Origin of the sequence: Clostridium bornimense (assembly GCF_000577895.1) — a bacterium.
In the GTDB taxonomy this organism is placed as follows: Bacteria; Bacillota; Clostridia; order Clostridiales; family Clostridiaceae; genus Clostridium_AN; species Clostridium_AN bornimense.
On record NZ_HG917868.1, the window covers coordinates 51,043 to 70,070 of the forward strand.

Below are 19,028 nucleotides of genomic sequence, written 5' to 3' on the forward strand. Positions count from 1 at the left end.
GGTTCACTAGCTCAGTTGGTAGAGCACATGACTTTTAATCATGTTGTCCGGGGTTCGATTCCCCGGTGAGCCACCAAAAGACTTAGATTAATATCTAAGTCTTTTTTTATATTTAAATTTTTTACAAAAAAATAAAAGGCCATTGTAAAATTGAGTATTTTACAATGGCTTATATATGGTATAAAATAGAAAGTTACTTTATGTTTATAGATGATGGAATAGAAATTGTATCACCAGATTTTATTAAGTTTTCATCAGATAATTTATTTCTAATTTTAATGTTATTAATAACATCATTTATAGCAAGGTTAGGAGCATTTTCTTTAGCTATAGAGAAAAGTGTATCACCTGATTTAACAGTATAATTGATATAGTTAAAATGAACGCCCTCTTTTGCTATATTTGTAGCAGTAGTTTTTGATTCAGTGTTATCTGATTCATTAATATTTTTATCATTAGTAGAATTATCTTCAGTAGAATTATTTTCTGTATTAAAGGTAGAATTTAAATCATTTATAGTTTTTGCTTTAGCATCTTCTATTGCAGAAGAATCATTATTTACTTTACTAGAGCTTTTAATATCCTTCTGTAGAGTTGAAGTAGCATTATTATAAATGACTAAGCCACCTATTAATACTAAGATTAATATTGCAGATAGTCCTATTACTTTTTTCTTATTCATATTCAATACCTCCCTTCATTTAAATAATTGACAAAAAAATATTTTATATACATATTTATGAGAAAAATTTGGTATAATCATATTTAATGTTATAATAATTTAATTACATATATATAGGAGGGATAAAGTATGGAGAATACTGTTTCAATATTGATGATAACACTTGGAATTGCAATTATAGGTGGTTCAATATTAATGAACAAGAAAAATAAAAAATTAGAAGGAAATGCAAATAAGGATATAGTTAATTATTTAAAGAAAAGAATTTTAATAAACATTATTGTTGGAGCTATTTCAATAATGACTGGAGCTATATTATTATTTAATTCTAGTCAAATAGTAAGCTTAGTATTACTTATAGTTTTATTTATAACTATAATAGTTGGATGGTCTATAGATTTATCATTAAGGAAGAAGATAAATTAATGAAGAGTAGAACGAGAAAAATACTTAAGTGGTTTCTAGTTGTAATTTTTATGCTATTTATATTTTATATGTCTAGTAGAGAAGGAGATAAATCTACAGGTGATAGTTCTGCTGTTATAAATTTAATTAAATTATATTTAGGTATTGATTTAGATATGATATCTAATGGGAATGCCTCCTTTATAGTCCGGAAGACTGCACATGCTACCGAATACTTGATATTATTTTTATTAGTTTACATGGCTGTTAAAGAATATGAAAATGTTGAAAGAAAAATTTTATTATCATTAATAATAACAATTTGCTATTCTATATCAGATGAAGTTCATCAATATTTTGTGCCAGGAAGAGAAATGAGAATATTTGATGTAATGATTGACAGTATCGGAGCTTCAATTGGAGCAATTTTATTAAAAATAAAAGATAGATTAAAAAAGATTCACTTATAAATTTTAGTGAATCTTTTTGTGTATGGATACATTTTAAAAATAGAAGACTATTAAGTATAATGAATAGTATATGACGGTATAGGAGGGGAAATATATGAAATATACTATAATGACACCAGGACCAACGGATGTAAAAGAAAATGTTATGTTTTCACGAGCAGAAAAGTGTACTAATCCAGATCTTGATTTAGAATTTTATGATTTTTACAAAGAAACTTGTGATAAGATAGGTAAATTACTTCATACTAAAAATAGAGTCAGGATTCTTTCTGGAGAAGGTATTTTAGGATTAGAAGCAGCATGCGCATCATTGACAGAAAATAATGATAGGGTATTAGTTATAGATAATGGAATTTATGGAGAAGGATTTAAGGATTTTGTTAATATGTATGGAGGAAATCCTATCTTATTTAAAGGCAATAGGGGAAAGGCTATAGATATTAATGAATTAAAGTTATTTTTAGATAAAGATAGTAATTTTAAATATGCAACAGTGGTACATTGTGATACTCCATCTGGTGTTTTAAATAATATAGAAGAAATATGTAAACTTTTAAAAAGTAAAGGAATATTAACAGTAGTTGATACTGTCTCTGCTATGATAGGGGAAGAAGTAAAAATTGATGAATGGGGTATTGATATAGCATTAGGTGGATCACAGAAGGCTATATCAGCTCCTCCAGGATTAAGTATCGTTACTATTTCAGATGATGCAATAAATGTAATGAAGAATAGAAAACAACCTATAGCGGGTTTCTATTGTAATTTATTAATATGGGAGAATTATTATGAGAATAAGTGGTTTCCGTATACGATGCCTATAAGTGATATTAAGGGATTAGCTACAGCTATTGATAATATATTAGATGAAGGAATAGAGAATGTTATAAGCAGACATAGTAATATAGGAAATGCTGTAAGAAAAACTATTATTGATGCTGGATTAGAATTAAATATAATTGAATCAGATAATTCCAATACTGTTACTGTGGTAAAGATACCTGAGGGAATATGCTGTAATAAGTTATTGAAAATATTAAGAGAAAAATATAATGTATTTATAGCAGGATCATTTGGATACTTGGAGAATAAAGTATTAAGAATAGGTCACATGGGAGAAAGTGCAAGGGTTGATAAAGTTGCATATACATTATTATCATTGGAAATGACACTAAAAGAAGTTGGATTTCAATGCAAAGTCGATTTAAGTAAAACATTTCTTAGTTATTTATAAAAATTATATTTTTATTAAAACAGAGGTTATTACATAAAACTATCTATAAAGTTTTGGGTAATAGCCTTCTTTGTTTCTTGATTTATAATGAAAATTAGAAATTATTTTTTATATTCATAAGATAATTTTAAATTATATATTCATATAACATGTGATTAATAGTAATTGAATAGAATATCGTTAATTATTAGTAAAGTCAGATAAAGTAAGAGAAATTTATATATTATATGATAATAGATAGAGGAAAACAACGATACACTAATCCTAGTGTATCAATATATGATATTAAGAGAAAAAGATAGAATATATAAAGAAATATAAGTATAAATATAACAAATAGCGATTTTTGGTATATTATTAAAAAAGTACAGTGATATAATAATCCTTGTCGCTGCGAGAGAGCAGTGAAAAAATAAAAAAAGTTGTTGACAAGATTCGATAGCTTTGATATAATAAATGAGCGTCGCAAGAGAGCGACAGATGATCTTTGAAAATTGAACAGAAGAAACATATAACCAGTTAATTCTTTAAATTGACTCATATATATGAAGTCAGCAAACTAGTACTAAGCTAGTAATCAAACTTTTTAAATTGAGAGTTTGATCCTGGCTCAGGACGAACGCTGGCGGCGTGCTTAACACATGCAAGTCGAGCGAACAAAGCTCCTTCGGGAGTGGAGTTAGCGGCGGACGGGTGAGTAACACGTGGGTAACCTGCCTTATAGAGGGGGATAGCCTTCCGAAAGGAAGATTAATACCGCATAAGAAGTAGAAGTCGCATGGCTTTAGCTTTAAAGGAGCAATCCGCTATAAGATGGACCCGCGGCGCATTAGCTAGTTGGTGAGGTAACGGCTCACCAAGGCGACGATGCGTAGCCGACCTGAGAGGGTGATCGGCCACATTGGAACTGAGACACGGTCCAGACTCCTACGGGAGGCAGCAGTGGGGAATATTGCACAATGGGCGAAAGCCTGATGCAGCAACGCCGCGTGGGTGATGAAGGTTTTCGGATCGTAAAGCCCTGTCTTTTGGGACGATAATGACGGTACCAAAGGAGGAAGCCACGGCTAACTACGTGCCAGCAGCCGCGGTAATACGTAGGTGGCAAGCGTTGTCCGGATTTACTGGGCGTAAAGGGAGCGTAGGCGGACCTTTAAGTGAGATGTGAAATACCCGAGCTCAACTTGGGTGCTGCATTTCAAACTGGAGGTCTAGAGTGTCGGAGAGGTAAGTGGAATTCCTAGTGTAGCGGTGAAATGCGTAGAGATTAGGAAGAACCCCGGTGGCGAAGGCGACTTACTGGACGATAACTGACGCTGAGGCTCGAAAGCGTGGGGAGCAAACAGGATTAGATACCCTGGTAGTCCACGCCGTAAACGATGAATACTAGGTGTGGGGGTTGTCATGACCTCCGTGCCGTCGCAAACGCATTAAGTATTCCGCCTGGGGAGTACGGTCGCAAGATTAAAACTCAAAGGAATTGACGGGGGCCCGCACAAGCAGCGGAGCATGTGGTTTAATTCGAAGCAACGCGAAGAACCTTACCTAGACTTGACATCTCCTGAATTACTCTTAATCGAGGAAGTCCCTTCGGGGACAGGAAGACAGGTGGTGCATGGTTGTCGTCAGCTCGTGTCGTGAGATGTTGGGTTAAGTCCCGCAACGAGCGCAACCCTTATTGTTAGTTGCTACCATTAAGTTGAGCACTCTAGCAAGACTGCCGTGGTTAACGCGGAGGAAGGTGGGGATGACGTCAAATCATCATGCCCCTTATGTCTAGGGCTACACACGTGCTACAATGGTGAGTACAAAGAGACGCAAAACCGTGAGGTGGAGCAAAACTCAAAAACTCATCCCAGTTCGGATTGTAGGCTGCAACTCGCCTACATGAAGTTGGAGTTGCTAGTAATCGCGAATCAGAATGTCGCGGTGAATACGTTCCCGGGCCTTGTACACACCGCCCGTCACACCATGAGAGCTGGTAACACCCGAAGTCCGTGAGGTAACCGCAAGGAGCCAGCGGCCGAAGGTGGGATTAGTGATTGGGGTGAAGTCGTAACAAGGTAGCCGTAGGAGAACCTGCGGCTGGATCACCTCCTTTCTAAGGATATATGTTTAGGGAGAACCTAAGCAAAAAGGTTTATGTCTTCTGTTCAATTTTGAAAGATCATAGAATCTTTCAAAATTATATGTTCGCTAGAAGCGAGCAGTACGAGGAAGCAAGGAACGAATGAGCGAATAATACTTATGTATATGAGCGAAATGAGTGACGTAGCTGACGAAGTAATGCGAAGCTTATAGTAGAGCAGATTGTTCTTTGAAAATTGCATAGTTACAATAAAGACTTTAAAATCTATTATAGATTTACTGATTTATATACCTATACTAATCTAGTAAAGATTGTATAGATTTATTCGCTAGAAACAAGCAGTACGAGGAAGCAAGGAGCGAATGAGTGAACAATACTTTTGTATGTGAACGAAATGAGCGACGTAGCTGACGAAGTAATGCGCAGTTTATAGTAGAATAAATGATAGGTCAAGCTACAAAGGGCGCAGGGCGAATGCCTTGGCACTAGGAGCCGATGAAGGACGTGATAAGCTGCGATAAGCTGTGGGTAGCCGCACATAGGCCGTGATCCACAGATTTCCGAATGGGGAAACCCACATGAGAAACCTCATGTATCCTTAAGTGAATACATAGCTTAAGGAAGGTAACCCGGGGAACTGAAACATCTAAGTACCCGGAGGAAGAGAAAGAAACATCGATTTTCTGAGTAGCGGCGAGCGAAACGGAAAGAGCCCAAACCAAGAGCTTGCTCTTGGGGTTGCGGACAGTTCATAAATACTTTGGAATTCTAGTCGAAGACAACTGGAAAGTTGCACCGCAGAATGTAATAGTCATGTAGGCGAAAGAACGAAAAAGTCAGAACTGATCCAGAGTACCACGAGACACGTGAAACCTTGTGGGAAGCAGGGAGGACCACCTCCCAAGGCTAAATACTACCTAGTGACCGATAGTGAAGCAGTACCGTGAGGGAAAGGTGAAAAGAACCCCGGGAGGGGAGTGAAATAGAACCTGAAACCCTGTGCCTACAACCGGTCGAAGCACCTTATGTGTGTGACGACGTGCTTTTTGTAGAACGAGCCAACGAGTTACGGTATGCAGCAAGGTTAAGTACTTATGGTACGTAGCCGAAGGGAAACCAAGTCTGAATAGGGCGACTAGTTGCATGCTGTAGACCCGAAACCGGGTGACCTATCCATGGCCAGGTTGAAGCGAGGGTAAAACCTCGTGGAGGACCGAACCACGTTGGTGTTGAAAAACCATGGGATGAGCTGTGGATAGCGGAGAAATTCCAATCGAACTCGGAGATAGCTGGTTCTCCTCGAAATAGCTTTAGGGCTAGCGTCTGGTAAATTAAGTGATGGAGGTAGAGCACTGAATGGGCTAGGGGGCCGCGAGGCTTACCGAACCTTATCAAACTCCGAATGCCATACACTTGTACCCAGGCAGTCAGACTGCGAATGATAAGATCCGTAGTCAAAAGGGAAACAGCCCAGACCGTCAGCTAAGGTCCCTAAATGTAGATTAAGTGGTAAAGGATGTGAGGTTTCTAAGACAACTAGGATGTTGGCTTAGAAGCAGCCACTCATTTAAAGAGTGCGTAATAGCTCACTAGTCGAGAGACCTTGCGCCGAAAATGTCCGGGGCTAAAATCTACTACCGAAGCTACGGACTCCTAACGGAGTGGTAGAGGAGCTTCCTGTATGGGCTGAAGTCGTACCGAAAGGAGCGGTGGACTGTACAGGAGTGAGAATGTTGGCATAAGTAGCGAGAATTGAGTGAGAATCTCAATGGCCGAAAATCTAAGGTTTCCTGGGGAAGGCTCGTCCGCCCAGGGTTAGTCGGGACCTAAGCCGAGGCCGAAAGGCGTAGGTGATGGACAATCGGTTGATATTCCGATACTACCAAATGACGTTATTACCAATGGAGTGACGCAGGAGGATAGGGTGTGCAGACTATTGGATGTCTGTCTAAGCACTTAGACATGTCTCTAGGCAAATCCGGAGACTAAGTTGAGGTGTGATGGGGAGCTCGTATGAGCGAAGTACCTGATTCCACGCTGCCAAGAAAAGCTTCTAGGGAGGAGTTTGGTACCCGTACCGCAAACCGACACAGGTAGATGAGGAGAGAATCCTAAGGCCAGCGGAAGAATTGCAGTTAAGGAACTCGGCAAATTGACCCCGTAACTTCGGGAGAAGGGGTGCCTACAGAAATGTAGGCCGCAGAGAATAGGCCCAAGCAACTGTTTAGCAAAAACACAGGTCTCTGCTAAAGCGAAAGCTGATGTATAGGGGCTGACGCCTGCCCGGTGCTGGAAGGTTAAGGGGATCACTTAGCGCAAGCGAAGGTGTGAACTTAAGCCCCAGTAAACGGCGGCCGTAACTATAACGGTCCTAAGGTAGCGAAATTCCTTGTCGGGTAAGTTCCGACCCGCACGAATGGCGTAATGATTTGGGCACTGTCTCAACTGCAAATCCGGCGAAATTGTAGTACCAGTGAAGATGCTGGTTACCCGCGATTGGACGGAAAGACCCCGTAGAGCTTTACTGTAGCTTAGCATTGAGATTTGGTATTGTCTGTACAGGATAGGTGGGAGACTAGGAAGCATGGGCGTCAGCCTGTGTGGAGTCATCCTTGGGATACCACCCTGACAGTACTGAATTTCTAACCGGAGGCCTTGAATCAGGTCACGGGACATTGTTAGGTGGGCAGTTTGACTGGGGCGGTCGCCTCCTAAAAAGTAACGGAGGCGCCCAAAGGTTCCCTCAGAACGGTCGGAAATCGTTCGAAGAGTGCAAAGGCAGAAGGGAGCCTGACTGCGACACTTACAAGTGGAGCAGGGACGAAAGTCGGGCTTAGTGATCCGGTGGTTCCTCGTGGGAGGGCCATCGCTCAACGGATAAAAGCTACCTCGGGGATAACAGGCTGATCTCCCCCAAGAGTCCACATCGACGGGGAGGTTTGGCACCTCGATGTCGGCTCGTCGCATCCTGGGGCTGTAGTAGGTCCCAAGGGTTGGGCTGTTCGCCCATTAAAGCGGCACGCGAGCTGGGTTCAGAACGTCGTGAGACAGTTCGGTCCCTATCCGTCGCGGGCGTAGGAAATTTGAGAGGAGCTGTCCTTAGTACGAGAGGACCGGGATGGACTGACCTCTGGTGTACCAGTTGTTCCGCCAGGAGCACAGCTGGGTAGCTATGTCGGGAAGGGATAAACGCTGAAAGCATCTAAGCGTGAAGCCCACCTCAAGATAAGATTTCCCATGACGTTAAGTCAGTAAGACCCCTGGAAGACTACCAGGTTGATAGGTCAGAGGTGTAAGTGTGGTAACATATTTAGCTGACTGATACTAATAGGTCGAGGGCTTGTCCAATGTATATAAAAAAGTTTATTGTAGCATGCAATTTTGAAAGAACAATATCTTTCAAATCTGGTGATGATGCCTCTAAGGGATACACCCGTTCCCATACCGAACACGATGGTTAAGCCTCAGAGGGCCGATGGTACTGCACGGGAGACTGTGTGGGAGAGTAGGATGTTGCCAGGTAGATGTGGCTCGATAGCTCAGTCGGTAGAGCAGAGGACTGAAAATCCTCGTGTCGCTGGTTCGATTCCTGCTCGAGCCACCAAGACAGTTAGTATTTTTACTAACTGTCTTTTTATTTTTTGTAATTATTATAAATATAAAAGTTAATAAAAAGTTATGCATATATTGACAAATATATATATAAATGATAATTTAAAAAGTAATATTGTGATAAATTAGGGGGTTATAAAATGATCAATAATCATGGGAAATTTGGCAAATATGGAGGCTCATATGTTTCACCTTTATTACAAAAAGCTATAAGTGAAGTAGAGGAGAATTTCTATAAATATATAGAAGATAAGAGTTTTATAGATGAATTTAATTATTATATGAAACAGTATGTAGGAAGAGAAAACCCATTATACTTTGCCGAAAGATTAACTGAAAAAATCGGAGGTGCTAAGATATATTTAAAAAGGGAAGATTTAAATCATACTGGAGCACATAAAATTAATAATGCTATTGGACAAGCACTTTTAGCAAAGAGAATGGGAAAGAAAAGAATCGTAGCAGAAACTGGAGCTGGTCAACATGGTGTAGCTACTGCAACAGTTTGTGCTTTAATGGATATGGAATGCATAATTTATATGGGTGAAGAAGATACAAAGAGACAAGCATTAAATGTTTTTAGAATGGAATTATTAGGGGCAAAGGTTATACCTGTTATTTCTGGAACAAGAACTTTAAAAGATGCGGTAGATGCAGCGTTAGATGATTTTGCTCATAATGTACAAGATACTTTTTACTTATTAGGTTCAGCAGTAGGTCCACATCCATATCCTACTATGGTCAGAGAATTTCAAAGTATAATTGGAAAAGAAGCAAGGAAGCAAATATTGGAGGCAGAAGATAGATTACCAGACTACGTTATTGCATGTGTTGGTGGAGGTAGTAATGCTATTGGATTATTCCATCCATTCTTTAATGACAAAAATGTCAATATAGTAGGTGTTGAGCCAGCAGGAAAAGGATTAGATACACCAGATCATGCAGCATCTATGTGTAAGGGTACATTAGGAGAGATTCATGGTTTTAAGTGTTATCTTTTACAAGATGAAAAGGGAGAAGTTGTACCAGTGTACTCTGTAGCAGCGGGATTAGATTATCCAGGAGTTGGTCCGGAACATTGCTACTATAAAGATTTAGGTAGAGCTGAATATGTATCTATAACTGATGATGAGGCAATAGATGCATTTTGTGAATTAAGTAGGACAGAAGGAATAATTCCAGCTATAGAAAGTTCCCATGCTGTTGCTTATGCTATGAAATTAGCAGCTACTTTAGATAAAGATAAAATCATTATTGTAAATCTTTCTGGAAGAGGAGATAAAGACGTAGTTCAAGTTAAAGATATTCTTAGAAAGAAGAAAGAAGTATAATAGAGGGTGTTATACTAAGATTCACAACATCAGTGTAAAGTGAAGATACTTTATGAAAGCTACATTTTTGTATAGCATTATTATAAAGTACGAATATAAAAATGCAATAAAACTATTTAAGCAAGATAGTATTATTTATTAAGTGTAATTAGAATTAAGATAATAGAAAGATAGCTGTTCAAATATGAACAGCTATCTTTTTATTTAAGTTTTTCTACTACTGAGTCTACATGTCCAGGAACTTTAACTTTTCTAAATTCATCTACAAGGATTCCATTTTCATCAATTAAAAAAGTGCTTCTTTCTATTCCATAACATACTTTTCCATAAAGTTTTTTTTCTTTCATTACACCATAAAGATTACATACTTTCTCATCTTTATCACTAAGTAATACAAATGGTAGAGAATATTTGTTTATGAATTTTTCATGAGAAGTTAAAGTATCTCTAGATACACCTAATATAACTGTATTCAAGTCACTTATTTCTTTATAAGCGTCTCTAAAAGATTCAGCTTCTCTACTGCATCCAGGAGTATTATCTCTAGGATAAAAATAAAGAATAACTTTTTTACCTAAGTAATCTTTTAGGCTATGAGTTTTGCCATCAGATCCTTCTAAAGAAAAATCAGGAGCTTTATCCCCTATATTTAATACCATATTATCCATAAATATATCACCTCTTATAAAATTTTACAAATTTTTATGTTTAACATTTTTCAAATATATATTAAAATATAACTATGTTAATAAATTTAATATTATATAATATTATATAATAATTATTATTTATTAGAAAGTATTACTATAAGATAAATTTGAAAAGGAGATTTTATGAGCAGTAAATCTACTACAAAAGGTTTTGCTATATTATCAGCAGGAGCAATGTTATCTAAAGTTGTTTCATTGGTATATATGCCATTTCTTACCTTAACGTTAGGGAAAACAGGTTATGGAAATTATGCATATACATATACTATCTACACGTTTATTTTTAGTGTAGCTAATTCAGGTATAAGTCTTGCAGTATCAAAAACTGTGGCGGAATATATTGCAAAAGGAAATAAAAAAGATGCTAATAGAGTTTTTAAAATAGCTAAATATTATATGTGCATATTTGGACTAATTTTATCAATAGCGTTATTTCTATTTGCAACTCCAATTGCAAAGTTTTCAGGTTATCCGAGTATTGCGTTGGCATTAAGATTTTTATCACCATCAATATTATTAAGTACCTTATTATCTGTATATAGAGGATATTTTCAAGGAACTGAAAATATGATTCCTACAGCTGTGACACAGATAGTTGAACAATTATTAAATGTTGTTGTTAGTTTAGCTTGTGCATTTGCCTTAAAACCTCTTGGGATAGATTATGCAGTAGCGGGAGCAACAATAGGAACAGGCGTGGGAGCTTTTATATCTTACCTTATGATAAGAAAAATGTATAAGAAAACAAGGCCAGAAAGGCTTTCTAACGAAGGAAGACGTGTAAAGAAGAGCGAAATTGTTGATAAGTTAAAGATGTATGCAACACCTATCGTTATAACTTCTGCATTAATTTATGGTGGAAATATTATAGATGGAAGTATCATAAAGGACTCTTTAATCATAAGTGGAGTTGCAGAGAAGACTGCAGAGGGTTTGTATGGTATGGTAAATAACTATCTTCAATTAGTTTTAGTTCCAATAACGTTTATAACTGCCTTAAGTCAGGCTATTATACCATCTATATCTGCTGCTATGGCTGTTGATGATAGAAAGTTAGTAAATCAAAGGGTAAATTTAGCAATTAGAATAACATTGATGTTAGCAATTCCGGCAGCAATAGCTTTTACATTACTAGCTAAACCTGTATATAGACTTATGTTTCCGGGATCATATGAGGGTCACGTTCTTATGTTAAGAGGAGCTATACTTATAATATTTTGGGGTATATATTTAATTGAAAATACTATACTGCAAAGTATGAATAAATTATATGTAGCTACAACATTTACTGTGCTTGGGATTATAATAAAGATTATATTGAATAGAACTATAATTCCTAGTATGGGCATTACTGGAGCGGTGATTTCAAATATAGTATGTTATCTTGTACCAATGTTATTGGCAACATTTTATATAAGGAATAAACTTAAGGTAAGTATACAATGGAGGAAATATATCACAAAGACAGGGCTATCTGCAATTTTTATGGCATTTTTCGTGAAAATTGTTTATAATTCAGTATACTATATAATTTCATTTTTTAGTGTAACTTTAGGAATATTCGTAGGTCTTGTCGCTACAGCAGGAGTTTGTGGATATATATATTTTATTACGATGGTTGCTATAGGTGGATTTACAGAGGAGGATTTTGAAGCTATTCCAAGAATAGTATTAAGATTTATTCCGAGAAAGTTAAAAGCTAGAATAAAATCATATTGACACTAAATAAAAATTTGATATAATTTAAACAAACCATATTGTGGAATAAAAAGGGAGGAATATTCTTATGAAAGAGTTAAAAAAGTGCATAATAAATTTTTATACTTTCTTTTTTAACTGGGGCTATTTTTATTTTAGCGCTAGATATTTTTGCTACCCAAAAAAGAATATTAGACTCCTAAATATGAGTGTATCTTTTTAGTGTATAAAATTTTAGTTAAGATAGGGAAGGTTCATTCAAATGAACCTTCTTTTTTGTTCATATAATAGAATTTAATGGAGGTAAGATTTATGATAGTTGTTTTAAAGCAAGATTCAGATGAATCAGATATAACAAGAGTGAATTCAAAACTAGTCTCATTAGGAGTGCAAACTCAAGTAACAGTGGGAAGTAGTGGAGTTGTAATAGGTTTAATTGGCAATACCAGTGTTATTAATGAGGAAGAGATTAAAGGAGATAAATCTGTTGAAGATGTAATTAAAGTTAAGGAACCTTTTAAAAAAGCTAATAGAAAATTCCATCCAGATAATACTATAATAGATATATGTGGAAGAAAAATTGGTGGAGAAAAGTTAGCGATAATTGCTGGACCTTGTTCTGTAGAGAGTCCAGAGCAGATAATATCAGTAGCTAAAAGTGTCAAGGATAGTGGAGCAGGATTCTTAAGAGGTGGAGCTTTTAAGCCTAGAACATCGCCATATGCATTTCAAGGTATGAGAGAAGAAGGATTAGAACTTCTTAAGATTGCAAGGGAAGAAACAGGGCTTCCAATAGTAACAGAGATAATGAGTCCATATCTTATAGACAAATTTATAGAAGATGTTGATATTATCCAAGTAGGGGCAAGAAATATGCAAAACTTTGAGCTATTGAAAGAGCTTGGTAGGGCTACAAGGAAACCGATTTTATTAAAGAGAGGTTTATCAAACACAATTGAAGAATGGTTAATGTCTGCTGAATATATAATGGCAGGTGGAAATGAGAATGTTATTCTTTGTGAAAGAGGAATAAGAACATTTGAAAAATTCACAAGAAATACTCTTGATTTAAGTGCTGTACTTGCAGTAAAGAAGTTGAGTCATTTACCAGTGGTAGTAGATCCTTCTCATGCAGCAGGTATGTGGTGGATGGTTGAGGACCTTTCAAGAGCGGCAGTAGCTGTAGGAGCAGATGGTCTTATAATTGAAGTTCATAATGATCCGGCTAATGCAAAGTGTGATGGGGATCAATCATTAAAGCCAGAAAGATTTGATAATTTAATGAAATCATTAAAGGATATAGCTAAGGCTGTTGGAAGAGAGCTTTAGAAATATTTAAGGAGTGTAAGTTATGGGGGACTTTAAGCTAAAAATCACCGTGGTTGGTATGGGGCTCATTGGAGGATCTTTAGCTATGGCACTTAGAAAACTTAATCCTATTAAATTATATGGCATTGATATAGATGAACATGTTTTAGAAAAAGCTACTTCAATGGGTATAATTGATAAAGGAAGTACTACTTTTACAGAAGAAATGGAAGATAGTGATATTATTTTAATAAGTATATATCCTAGGGGAGAAGTAGAATTCCTTAATAAATATATAGATAGGATAAAAAGAGGTGCTATAGTTACTGATACTACGGGATTAAAAGATGGTTTTCAAGAGGAAATCGTAAAGATTTGCAGTGGAATGGTAGATTATATTGGAGGACATCCAATGGTAGGTAAGGAAACTAACAGCTTTGAACACGCTTCTTTGGATATGCTGAAGGGAGGAAGTTATATACTGACTCCTAGCAGTAGTAGCAAGGTAGAAAATATTATGTTATTAAAAAGTATTGCCCAGGAAATAGGATTTACAACGATTAAAGTAGTTGATGGTAATACACATGATAAGTTGATTACCTATACATCACATCTTCCTCATGTAGTGGCAGTAGCAATGATGGAAAATGACTTAGCTACAATGTGTGATGGATTCACGGGAGGAAGTTTTAGAGATATTACTAGAGTAGCAAGGATAAATGAAGACCTATGGAGTGGTCTTTTTATGGATAACAAAGGAAATTTGATAAAGGAAATAGAAAAGCTACAAAAGAACTTGGAGGATATAAAAAGTCTATTAAAAAATAACGATGAAGAGGGATTGTATAAACTCTTAAAGAAGTCGAGGGTTAGAAAGGAGCAACAGAATGAGAAAAATACAAGTGAAGCTTCCTTGTAATAAGTATGAAATTCTAATAAAGAATGGACTTATACAAGATATAGGAGATAAGATTGCAAATATTTATACAGGAGATAAGATTGCTATAATAACAGATACCAATGTAGATAAATTTTATGGAGATATAGTAAATAATGCTTTAGAGGAAAAGGGATATGATACTCTAAAGGTAGTTTTACCGGCAGGAGAAAAGAGTAAATCAATGGATTCCCTTATGGCACTATATAATAAGTTACTAGATTTTAACCTAAATAGAGGTAATTTAATAATTGCCTTAGGTGGTGGTGTTATAGGTGATTTAACTGGATTCTGTGCTTCAACACTTTTAAGAGGAATACCTTTTGTACAAATACCTACATCGTTATTAGCTCAAATTGACTCTTCAATTGGTGGAAAGGTAGCAGTAGATTTACCAAGAGGTAAGAATTTAGTAGGCAGTTTCTATCATCCAAAGGCAGTATTTATAGATCCTAATGTTTTGCAAACCTTAGAGAGAAAGTTTTTAAATGATGGATTAGGTGAAGCTATAAAATATGGACTAATAAAAGATAGAGGTTTATTTGAAAAATTAAGTTCAATAAATAGTTATGATGAATTATTTGAAAACTTAGGAGATATAATATATGACTGTTGCGATATAAAAAGAGGTGTTGTAGAAAGAGATGAAAAGGACACTGGAGAAAGAATGATATTAAATTTTGGTCATACTATAGGTCATGCTATAGAGAAGATTCAAAACTATGAAGGATATTCTCATGGAGAGGCAGTATCTATAGGAATGTATTCTATCGCAAAAAGATGTGAGGATATGGGCTTCTGTCCTGAAGGAGTTTCTGAAAGTATAAAGGAAGTATTAGTTAAGTTTAATTTACCTTGTAGTATAGGTGATATTAAAAAAGAGGATATTGCTAAAGCAATATCAGTAGATAAAAAGAATATAGGAAAATCTATGAATCTAATTTTGTTAAAAGATATTGGGGAATCTTTTATTCATAAAGTTTCTAGAGATGAGATTGTAAATTTTATATAAAAGGGGGGCAATAATGTGCAAAAAGTTGTAATAAGTCCGACGGCATTAAGAGGCAGGGTTACAATTCCTCCATCGAAGAGTCTTGGGCATAGAGGTATAATATCAGCGGCTTTAAGTAAAGGAATTTCTAATATAAGCAATGTACAATATTCTAAAGATATAATTGCTACTTTAGAAATTATGAAAATGTTAGGCGCAAAGATAGAGAAAAAGGATAATAGCTTAGTTATAGATGGTACAGATATATTTTCTTGTGGAGATAAGGAGATAACACTACAATGTAATGAATCTGGTTCTACTATAAGATTTCTAATTCCTGTGGCATTAGTTAGAGAAGGACAATATGTTTTTCAAGGTAAAGGAAAGTTAGTAAGTAGGCCACTGACATCTTACTATGAGATTTTTGATGAAAAAGGAATAGAATATACTACTACAGAAGGTGGATTACCATTAAAGGTAAAAGGAAAGTTAAGTAGTGGGATTTATAAGCTTAGGGGTGACATAAGTTCTCAGTTTATAACAGGATTATTATTTGCCCTTCCTTTAGTAGAAGGAGATTCTGAAATTGTAGTTACTACGGAATTAGAGTCTAAGGGATATGTTGATTTAACATTAGATACTTTAAAGAGTTTTGGTATAGAAATAGAGAATCAAGATTATAAGATATTTAAAATCAAAGGAAATCAACAATATTCACCTAGAGATTATTATATAGAAGGTGATTACTCACAAGGGGCATTTTTCTTAGTAGCAGGTGCTATAGGAAATGATATTAAGTGTAAAGGGCTTAGAAAAGATTCTCTTCAAGGAGATATGGCAATTTTAGATATTTTAAAGGATATGGGTTGTAACTTTGAAGAAACGGATGAATATGTAAAGGCATTACCATCAAAGACAAAGGGAATAGATATAGATGTTTCACAATGTCCAGATTTAGTACCGATTCTTGCAGTACTAGCTAGTATGTCTGAAGGTGAAACAAGAATATTAAATGCAAAGCGTCTTAGAATAAAGGAATGCGATAGACTTAATGCTACAGCAGTAGAATTAAACAAGATAGGTGCTGATATAACTGAATTAGAAGATTCTCTTATTATAAGAGGGGTAAAGGAGTTTAAGGGAGGAGACGTTGATTCTCACAATGATCATAGAATAGTGATGGCTCTTTCTATAGCAGCAACTAGAGCAAAGGGTGATATTATCATTAATAATCCTATGGCAATAGAAAAATCGTATCCAAATTTCTTTGAGGATTATACGAAGCTGGGAGGGAATGTAAGATGAGTTCGATAATAGGTACTAAAGTAAAGATATCTGTATTTGGAGAATCTCATGGTGAGGCTATCGGTGTTGTTATTGATGGATTACCAGCAGGATATGATATAGATTTTGATAAAGTTTATGAAGATATGAAAAGAAGAGCACCAGGACAAGATAAGTTTTCTACACCAAGGGCGGAAAAAGATATGCCAAGGGTGCTAAGTGGTATTTTTAATGGAAAAACTACTGGGGCACCTTTGGCGGCTATTATTGAAAATAGTAATACAAAATCTAAGGATTATTCAGAGCTTAAGGTTAAAATGCGACCTAGCCATTCAGATTATCCAGCAATGATAAAATATGATGGCTATAATGATTATAGAGGTGGAGGACACTTTTCAGGAAGACTTACAGCTATGTTTGTATTTGCAGGAGCTGTTTGTAAGGAAATTCTTAAGGAAAAAGATATATATGTAGGTAGTCACATTAAATCTATAAGGAATGTAAAAGATTCTAGTTTTGATAAAACTAATATAACAAAAGAATTATTAGACGAACTTAGAGAAAATAGATTTCCAACATTGAATAAAGATGTAGTAGAAGATATGCAAAAAGAAATATTAGATGCTAAAAATGATTTAGATTCTGTTGGTGGTGTAATAGAGGCTGCAATTATTAATTTACCTGCAGGAGTAGGAAATCCTATGTTTAATTCTGTTGAAAGTGTATTATCCCATATGTTATTCTCAATTCCAGCAGTAAAAGGTGTTGAGTTTGGAGAGGGATTTAATATATCCACACTAAGAGGTAGTGAGGCTAATGATAGTTATTATATAGAAGATGGAAAAATAAAAACTTATACTAATAATAATGGAGGAATACTTGGAGGAATAACAAATGGAATGCCAGTAGTATTCTCTTTAGCTATAAAGCCAACGCCATCAATATCAAAACCACAAAAAACTGTTAATGTTGAAACTATGGAAAATGATATATTAGAAGTTCATGGTAGACACGATCCATGTATAGTGCAAAGGGCTGTACCGGTAGTTGAATGTGCTGCAGCTGTAGCAATATTAGATATATTACTTCAAGGAAAACAACAATAATTGGGGAGTGGTTTTATGAAGGAATTGCAAGAATTAAGAAATAGAATTGATGAAATAGATAGTAAACTTATAGAAATTTTTGAAGAGAGAATGAAAGTAGTATCTGAGGTAGGTAGGGTTAAAAGAGAAAATGGAATAGGTACTCTTAATGAGAAAAGAGAGGAAGCAGTAATAGAAAGAGGACGTTCTTTAGTAAAAGATAAGACTTATGAGGAAAGTACTATAAGTATGCTTAAATCTATTATGGCTATTAGTCGTTCTCATCAAAATAGTAGTAATTGTAGAGATAAGATAGATGCTATTGATAAGATTATGGATTCAGTAGTAGAAAAGAAAGATAAACCAAGAGTTGTTTATCAAGGTGTAGAAGGAGCATTCTCTTTTGAAGCATTAAAACAGTTCTCTAGTGATTGTAGTTATACTAATGTAGATAACTTCAGAGATGTATTTGAAGCTTTAGAAAATGGAGAATGTGATTATGGTATCTTACCAATAGAAAACTCTTCTACAGGGGCTATTAATGATGTTTATGATCTTATGAGGGAATATAAGACATATATTGTTGGAGAAGAATTAGTGAGAATAGAACAGTGCTTGTTTGGGGTACAAAGAGCAAAAATAGAAGATATAAAAGAAATATATTCTCACCCACAAGGATTCTCTCAATCATCTAATTTCTTATCTCAATATGGAGATATAAGATTAATGCCATATAATAATACAGCGATGGCAGCGAAGATGGTTAGTGAAGAAAATAATATTAGTAAAGCAGCGATATGTAGTAAAGCCGCTGGTGAACTATATGGACTTAAGTGTATTAAAGAAGGTATCAATAATTTAACTGACAACTATACTAGGTTTATTATAGTAGGAAAAAATTTAGAATGCGATAATGAATGTAATAAGGTATCAGTTATACTTACATTACCACATGTTAGTGGAAGCTTGTATGAAACATTAGCTCATTTTGCAAATAACGGATTAAATATGCTTAAGATAGAATCAAGGCCTACTGGGGATAAGGCTTTTGAGTATTTCTTCTATATAGACTTTACAGGAAATTTAGATGATGGTGTTACAAGAAAAGTTATAGAAGATTTAGCTTGTGAAAGTATAGATTTTAGGCTAATTGGTTGTTATAAACAAAGTTGCGACATGATAAAATAGGGGG

13 protein-coding genes, 2 tRNA genes and 3 rRNA genes are annotated in these 19,028 nt (G+C 35.4%); 16 read left to right on the forward strand and 2 right to left on the reverse strand.

The annotated features are described in order from the left end of the window. Window positions 1-76 (forward strand) — tRNA-Lys (locus CM240_RS00265). A gap of 117 nt (window positions 77-193) precedes the next feature. On the opposite strand, the gene CM240_RS16615 is transcribed toward CM240_RS00265, so the two are convergent. Next, window positions 194-682 carry a LysM peptidoglycan-binding domain-containing protein gene (locus tag CM240_RS16615; RefSeq protein WP_051483604.1) on the reverse strand — a complete coding sequence of 163 codons (489 nt, stop codon included), beginning with the start codon at window positions 680-682 and terminating at the stop codon, window positions 194-196. Window positions 683-811: 129 nt separating this feature from the next. Here CM240_RS16615 and CM240_RS00275 point away from each other — a divergent pair, with 129 nt between their 5' ends. The 8 genes from CM240_RS00275 to trpB all read left to right on the forward strand — a co-directional run bounded on the left by CM240_RS00275 (window position 812) and on the right by trpB (window position 9,823). Then, complete coding sequence (locus CM240_RS00275) at window positions 812-1,108, forward strand: hypothetical protein (protein ID WP_044035717.1); 297 nt, start codon at window positions 812-814, stop codon at window positions 1,106-1,108. Next, complete coding sequence (locus CM240_RS00280; protein ID WP_044035718.1) at window positions 1,108-1,557, forward strand: VanZ family protein; 450 nt, start codon at window positions 1,108-1,110, stop codon at window positions 1,555-1,557. Before CM240_RS00275 ends, CM240_RS00280 begins: the two co-directional genes overlap by 1 nt. A 94-nt stretch (window positions 1,558-1,651) precedes the next feature. Further along, window positions 1,652-2,791 (forward strand): pyridoxal-phosphate-dependent aminotransferase family protein, encoded by a 1,140-nt coding sequence (locus CM240_RS00285; RefSeq protein ID WP_044035719.1) that lies wholly within the window; start codon window positions 1,652-1,654, stop codon window positions 2,789-2,791. Between the two features lie 587 nt (window positions 2,792-3,378). After that, a 16S ribosomal RNA gene (locus tag CM240_RS00290) occupies window positions 3,379-4,892 on the forward strand. A gap of 435 nt (window positions 4,893-5,327) precedes the next feature. After that, a 23S ribosomal RNA gene (locus CM240_RS00295) occupies window positions 5,328-8,228 on the forward strand. 56 nt (window positions 8,229-8,284) lie between these two features. Beyond that, window positions 8,285-8,402: ribosomal RNA gene (rrf, locus tag CM240_RS00300) — 5S ribosomal RNA — on the forward strand. The 16S, 23S and 5S rRNA genes sit together here with 1 tRNA gene alongside, the layout of an rRNA operon. A 6-nt stretch (window positions 8,403-8,408) precedes the next feature. Beyond that, window positions 8,409-8,484, forward strand: a tRNA-Phe gene (locus CM240_RS00305). 148 nt (window positions 8,485-8,632) lie between these two features. Continuing rightward, window positions 8,633-9,823 (forward strand): tryptophan synthase subunit beta, encoded by a 1,191-nt coding sequence (gene trpB, locus CM240_RS00310; RefSeq protein ID WP_044035720.1) that lies wholly within the window; start codon window positions 8,633-8,635, stop codon window positions 9,821-9,823. A gap of 200 nt (window positions 9,824-10,023) precedes the next feature. Here trpB and bcp read toward each other — a convergent pair whose 3' ends face one another. Further along, window positions 10,024-10,482 carry a thioredoxin-dependent thiol peroxidase gene (bcp, locus tag CM240_RS00315; RefSeq protein ID WP_341349775.1) on the reverse strand — a complete coding sequence of 153 codons (459 nt, stop codon included), beginning with the start codon at window positions 10,480-10,482 and terminating at the stop codon, window positions 10,024-10,026. 174 nt (window positions 10,483-10,656) lie between these two features. On the opposite strand from bcp, the gene CM240_RS00320 reads away from it, so the two are divergent. From CM240_RS00320 to CM240_RS00350, 7 genes are all read left to right on the forward strand, one after another. Next, complete coding sequence (locus CM240_RS00320) at window positions 10,657-12,252, forward strand: putative polysaccharide biosynthesis protein (RefSeq protein ID WP_051483605.1); 1,596 nt, start codon at window positions 10,657-10,659, stop codon at window positions 12,250-12,252. Window positions 12,253-12,543: 291 nt separating this feature from the next. After that, window positions 12,544-13,560 (forward strand): 3-deoxy-7-phosphoheptulonate synthase, encoded by a 1,017-nt coding sequence (gene aroF, locus CM240_RS00325; protein ID WP_044035723.1) that lies wholly within the window; start codon window positions 12,544-12,546, stop codon window positions 13,558-13,560. A gap of 22 nt (window positions 13,561-13,582) precedes the next feature. Then, window positions 13,583-14,458 (forward strand): prephenate dehydrogenase, encoded by an 876-nt coding sequence (locus CM240_RS00330; RefSeq protein WP_044035724.1) that lies wholly within the window; start codon window positions 13,583-13,585, stop codon window positions 14,456-14,458. Further along, window positions 14,427-15,488 carry a 3-dehydroquinate synthase gene (gene aroB / locus CM240_RS00335; RefSeq protein ID WP_044035725.1) on the forward strand — a complete coding sequence of 354 codons (1,062 nt, stop codon included), beginning with the start codon at window positions 14,427-14,429 and terminating at the stop codon, window positions 15,486-15,488. Before CM240_RS00330 ends, aroB begins: the two co-directional genes overlap by 32 nt. Window positions 15,489-15,503: 15 nt before the next feature. Further along, entirely contained in the window at window positions 15,504-16,772 is a 1,269-nt protein-coding gene (aroA, locus tag CM240_RS00340; protein ID WP_044035726.1) for a 3-phosphoshikimate 1-carboxyvinyltransferase, read from the forward strand. Beyond that, window positions 16,769-17,857, forward strand: a complete 1,089-nt coding sequence (gene aroC, locus CM240_RS00345; protein WP_044035727.1) for a chorismate synthase — start codon at window positions 16,769-16,771, stop codon at window positions 17,855-17,857. Before aroA ends, aroC begins: the two co-directional genes overlap by 4 nt. Window positions 17,858-17,872: 15 nt before the next feature. Then, a complete protein-coding gene (locus CM240_RS00350) occupies window positions 17,873-19,024 on the forward strand; it encodes a bifunctional chorismate mutase/prephenate dehydratase (protein ID WP_044035728.1) in 1,152 nt (383 codons plus the stop codon). Window positions 19,025-19,028: the final 4 nt, after the last annotated feature.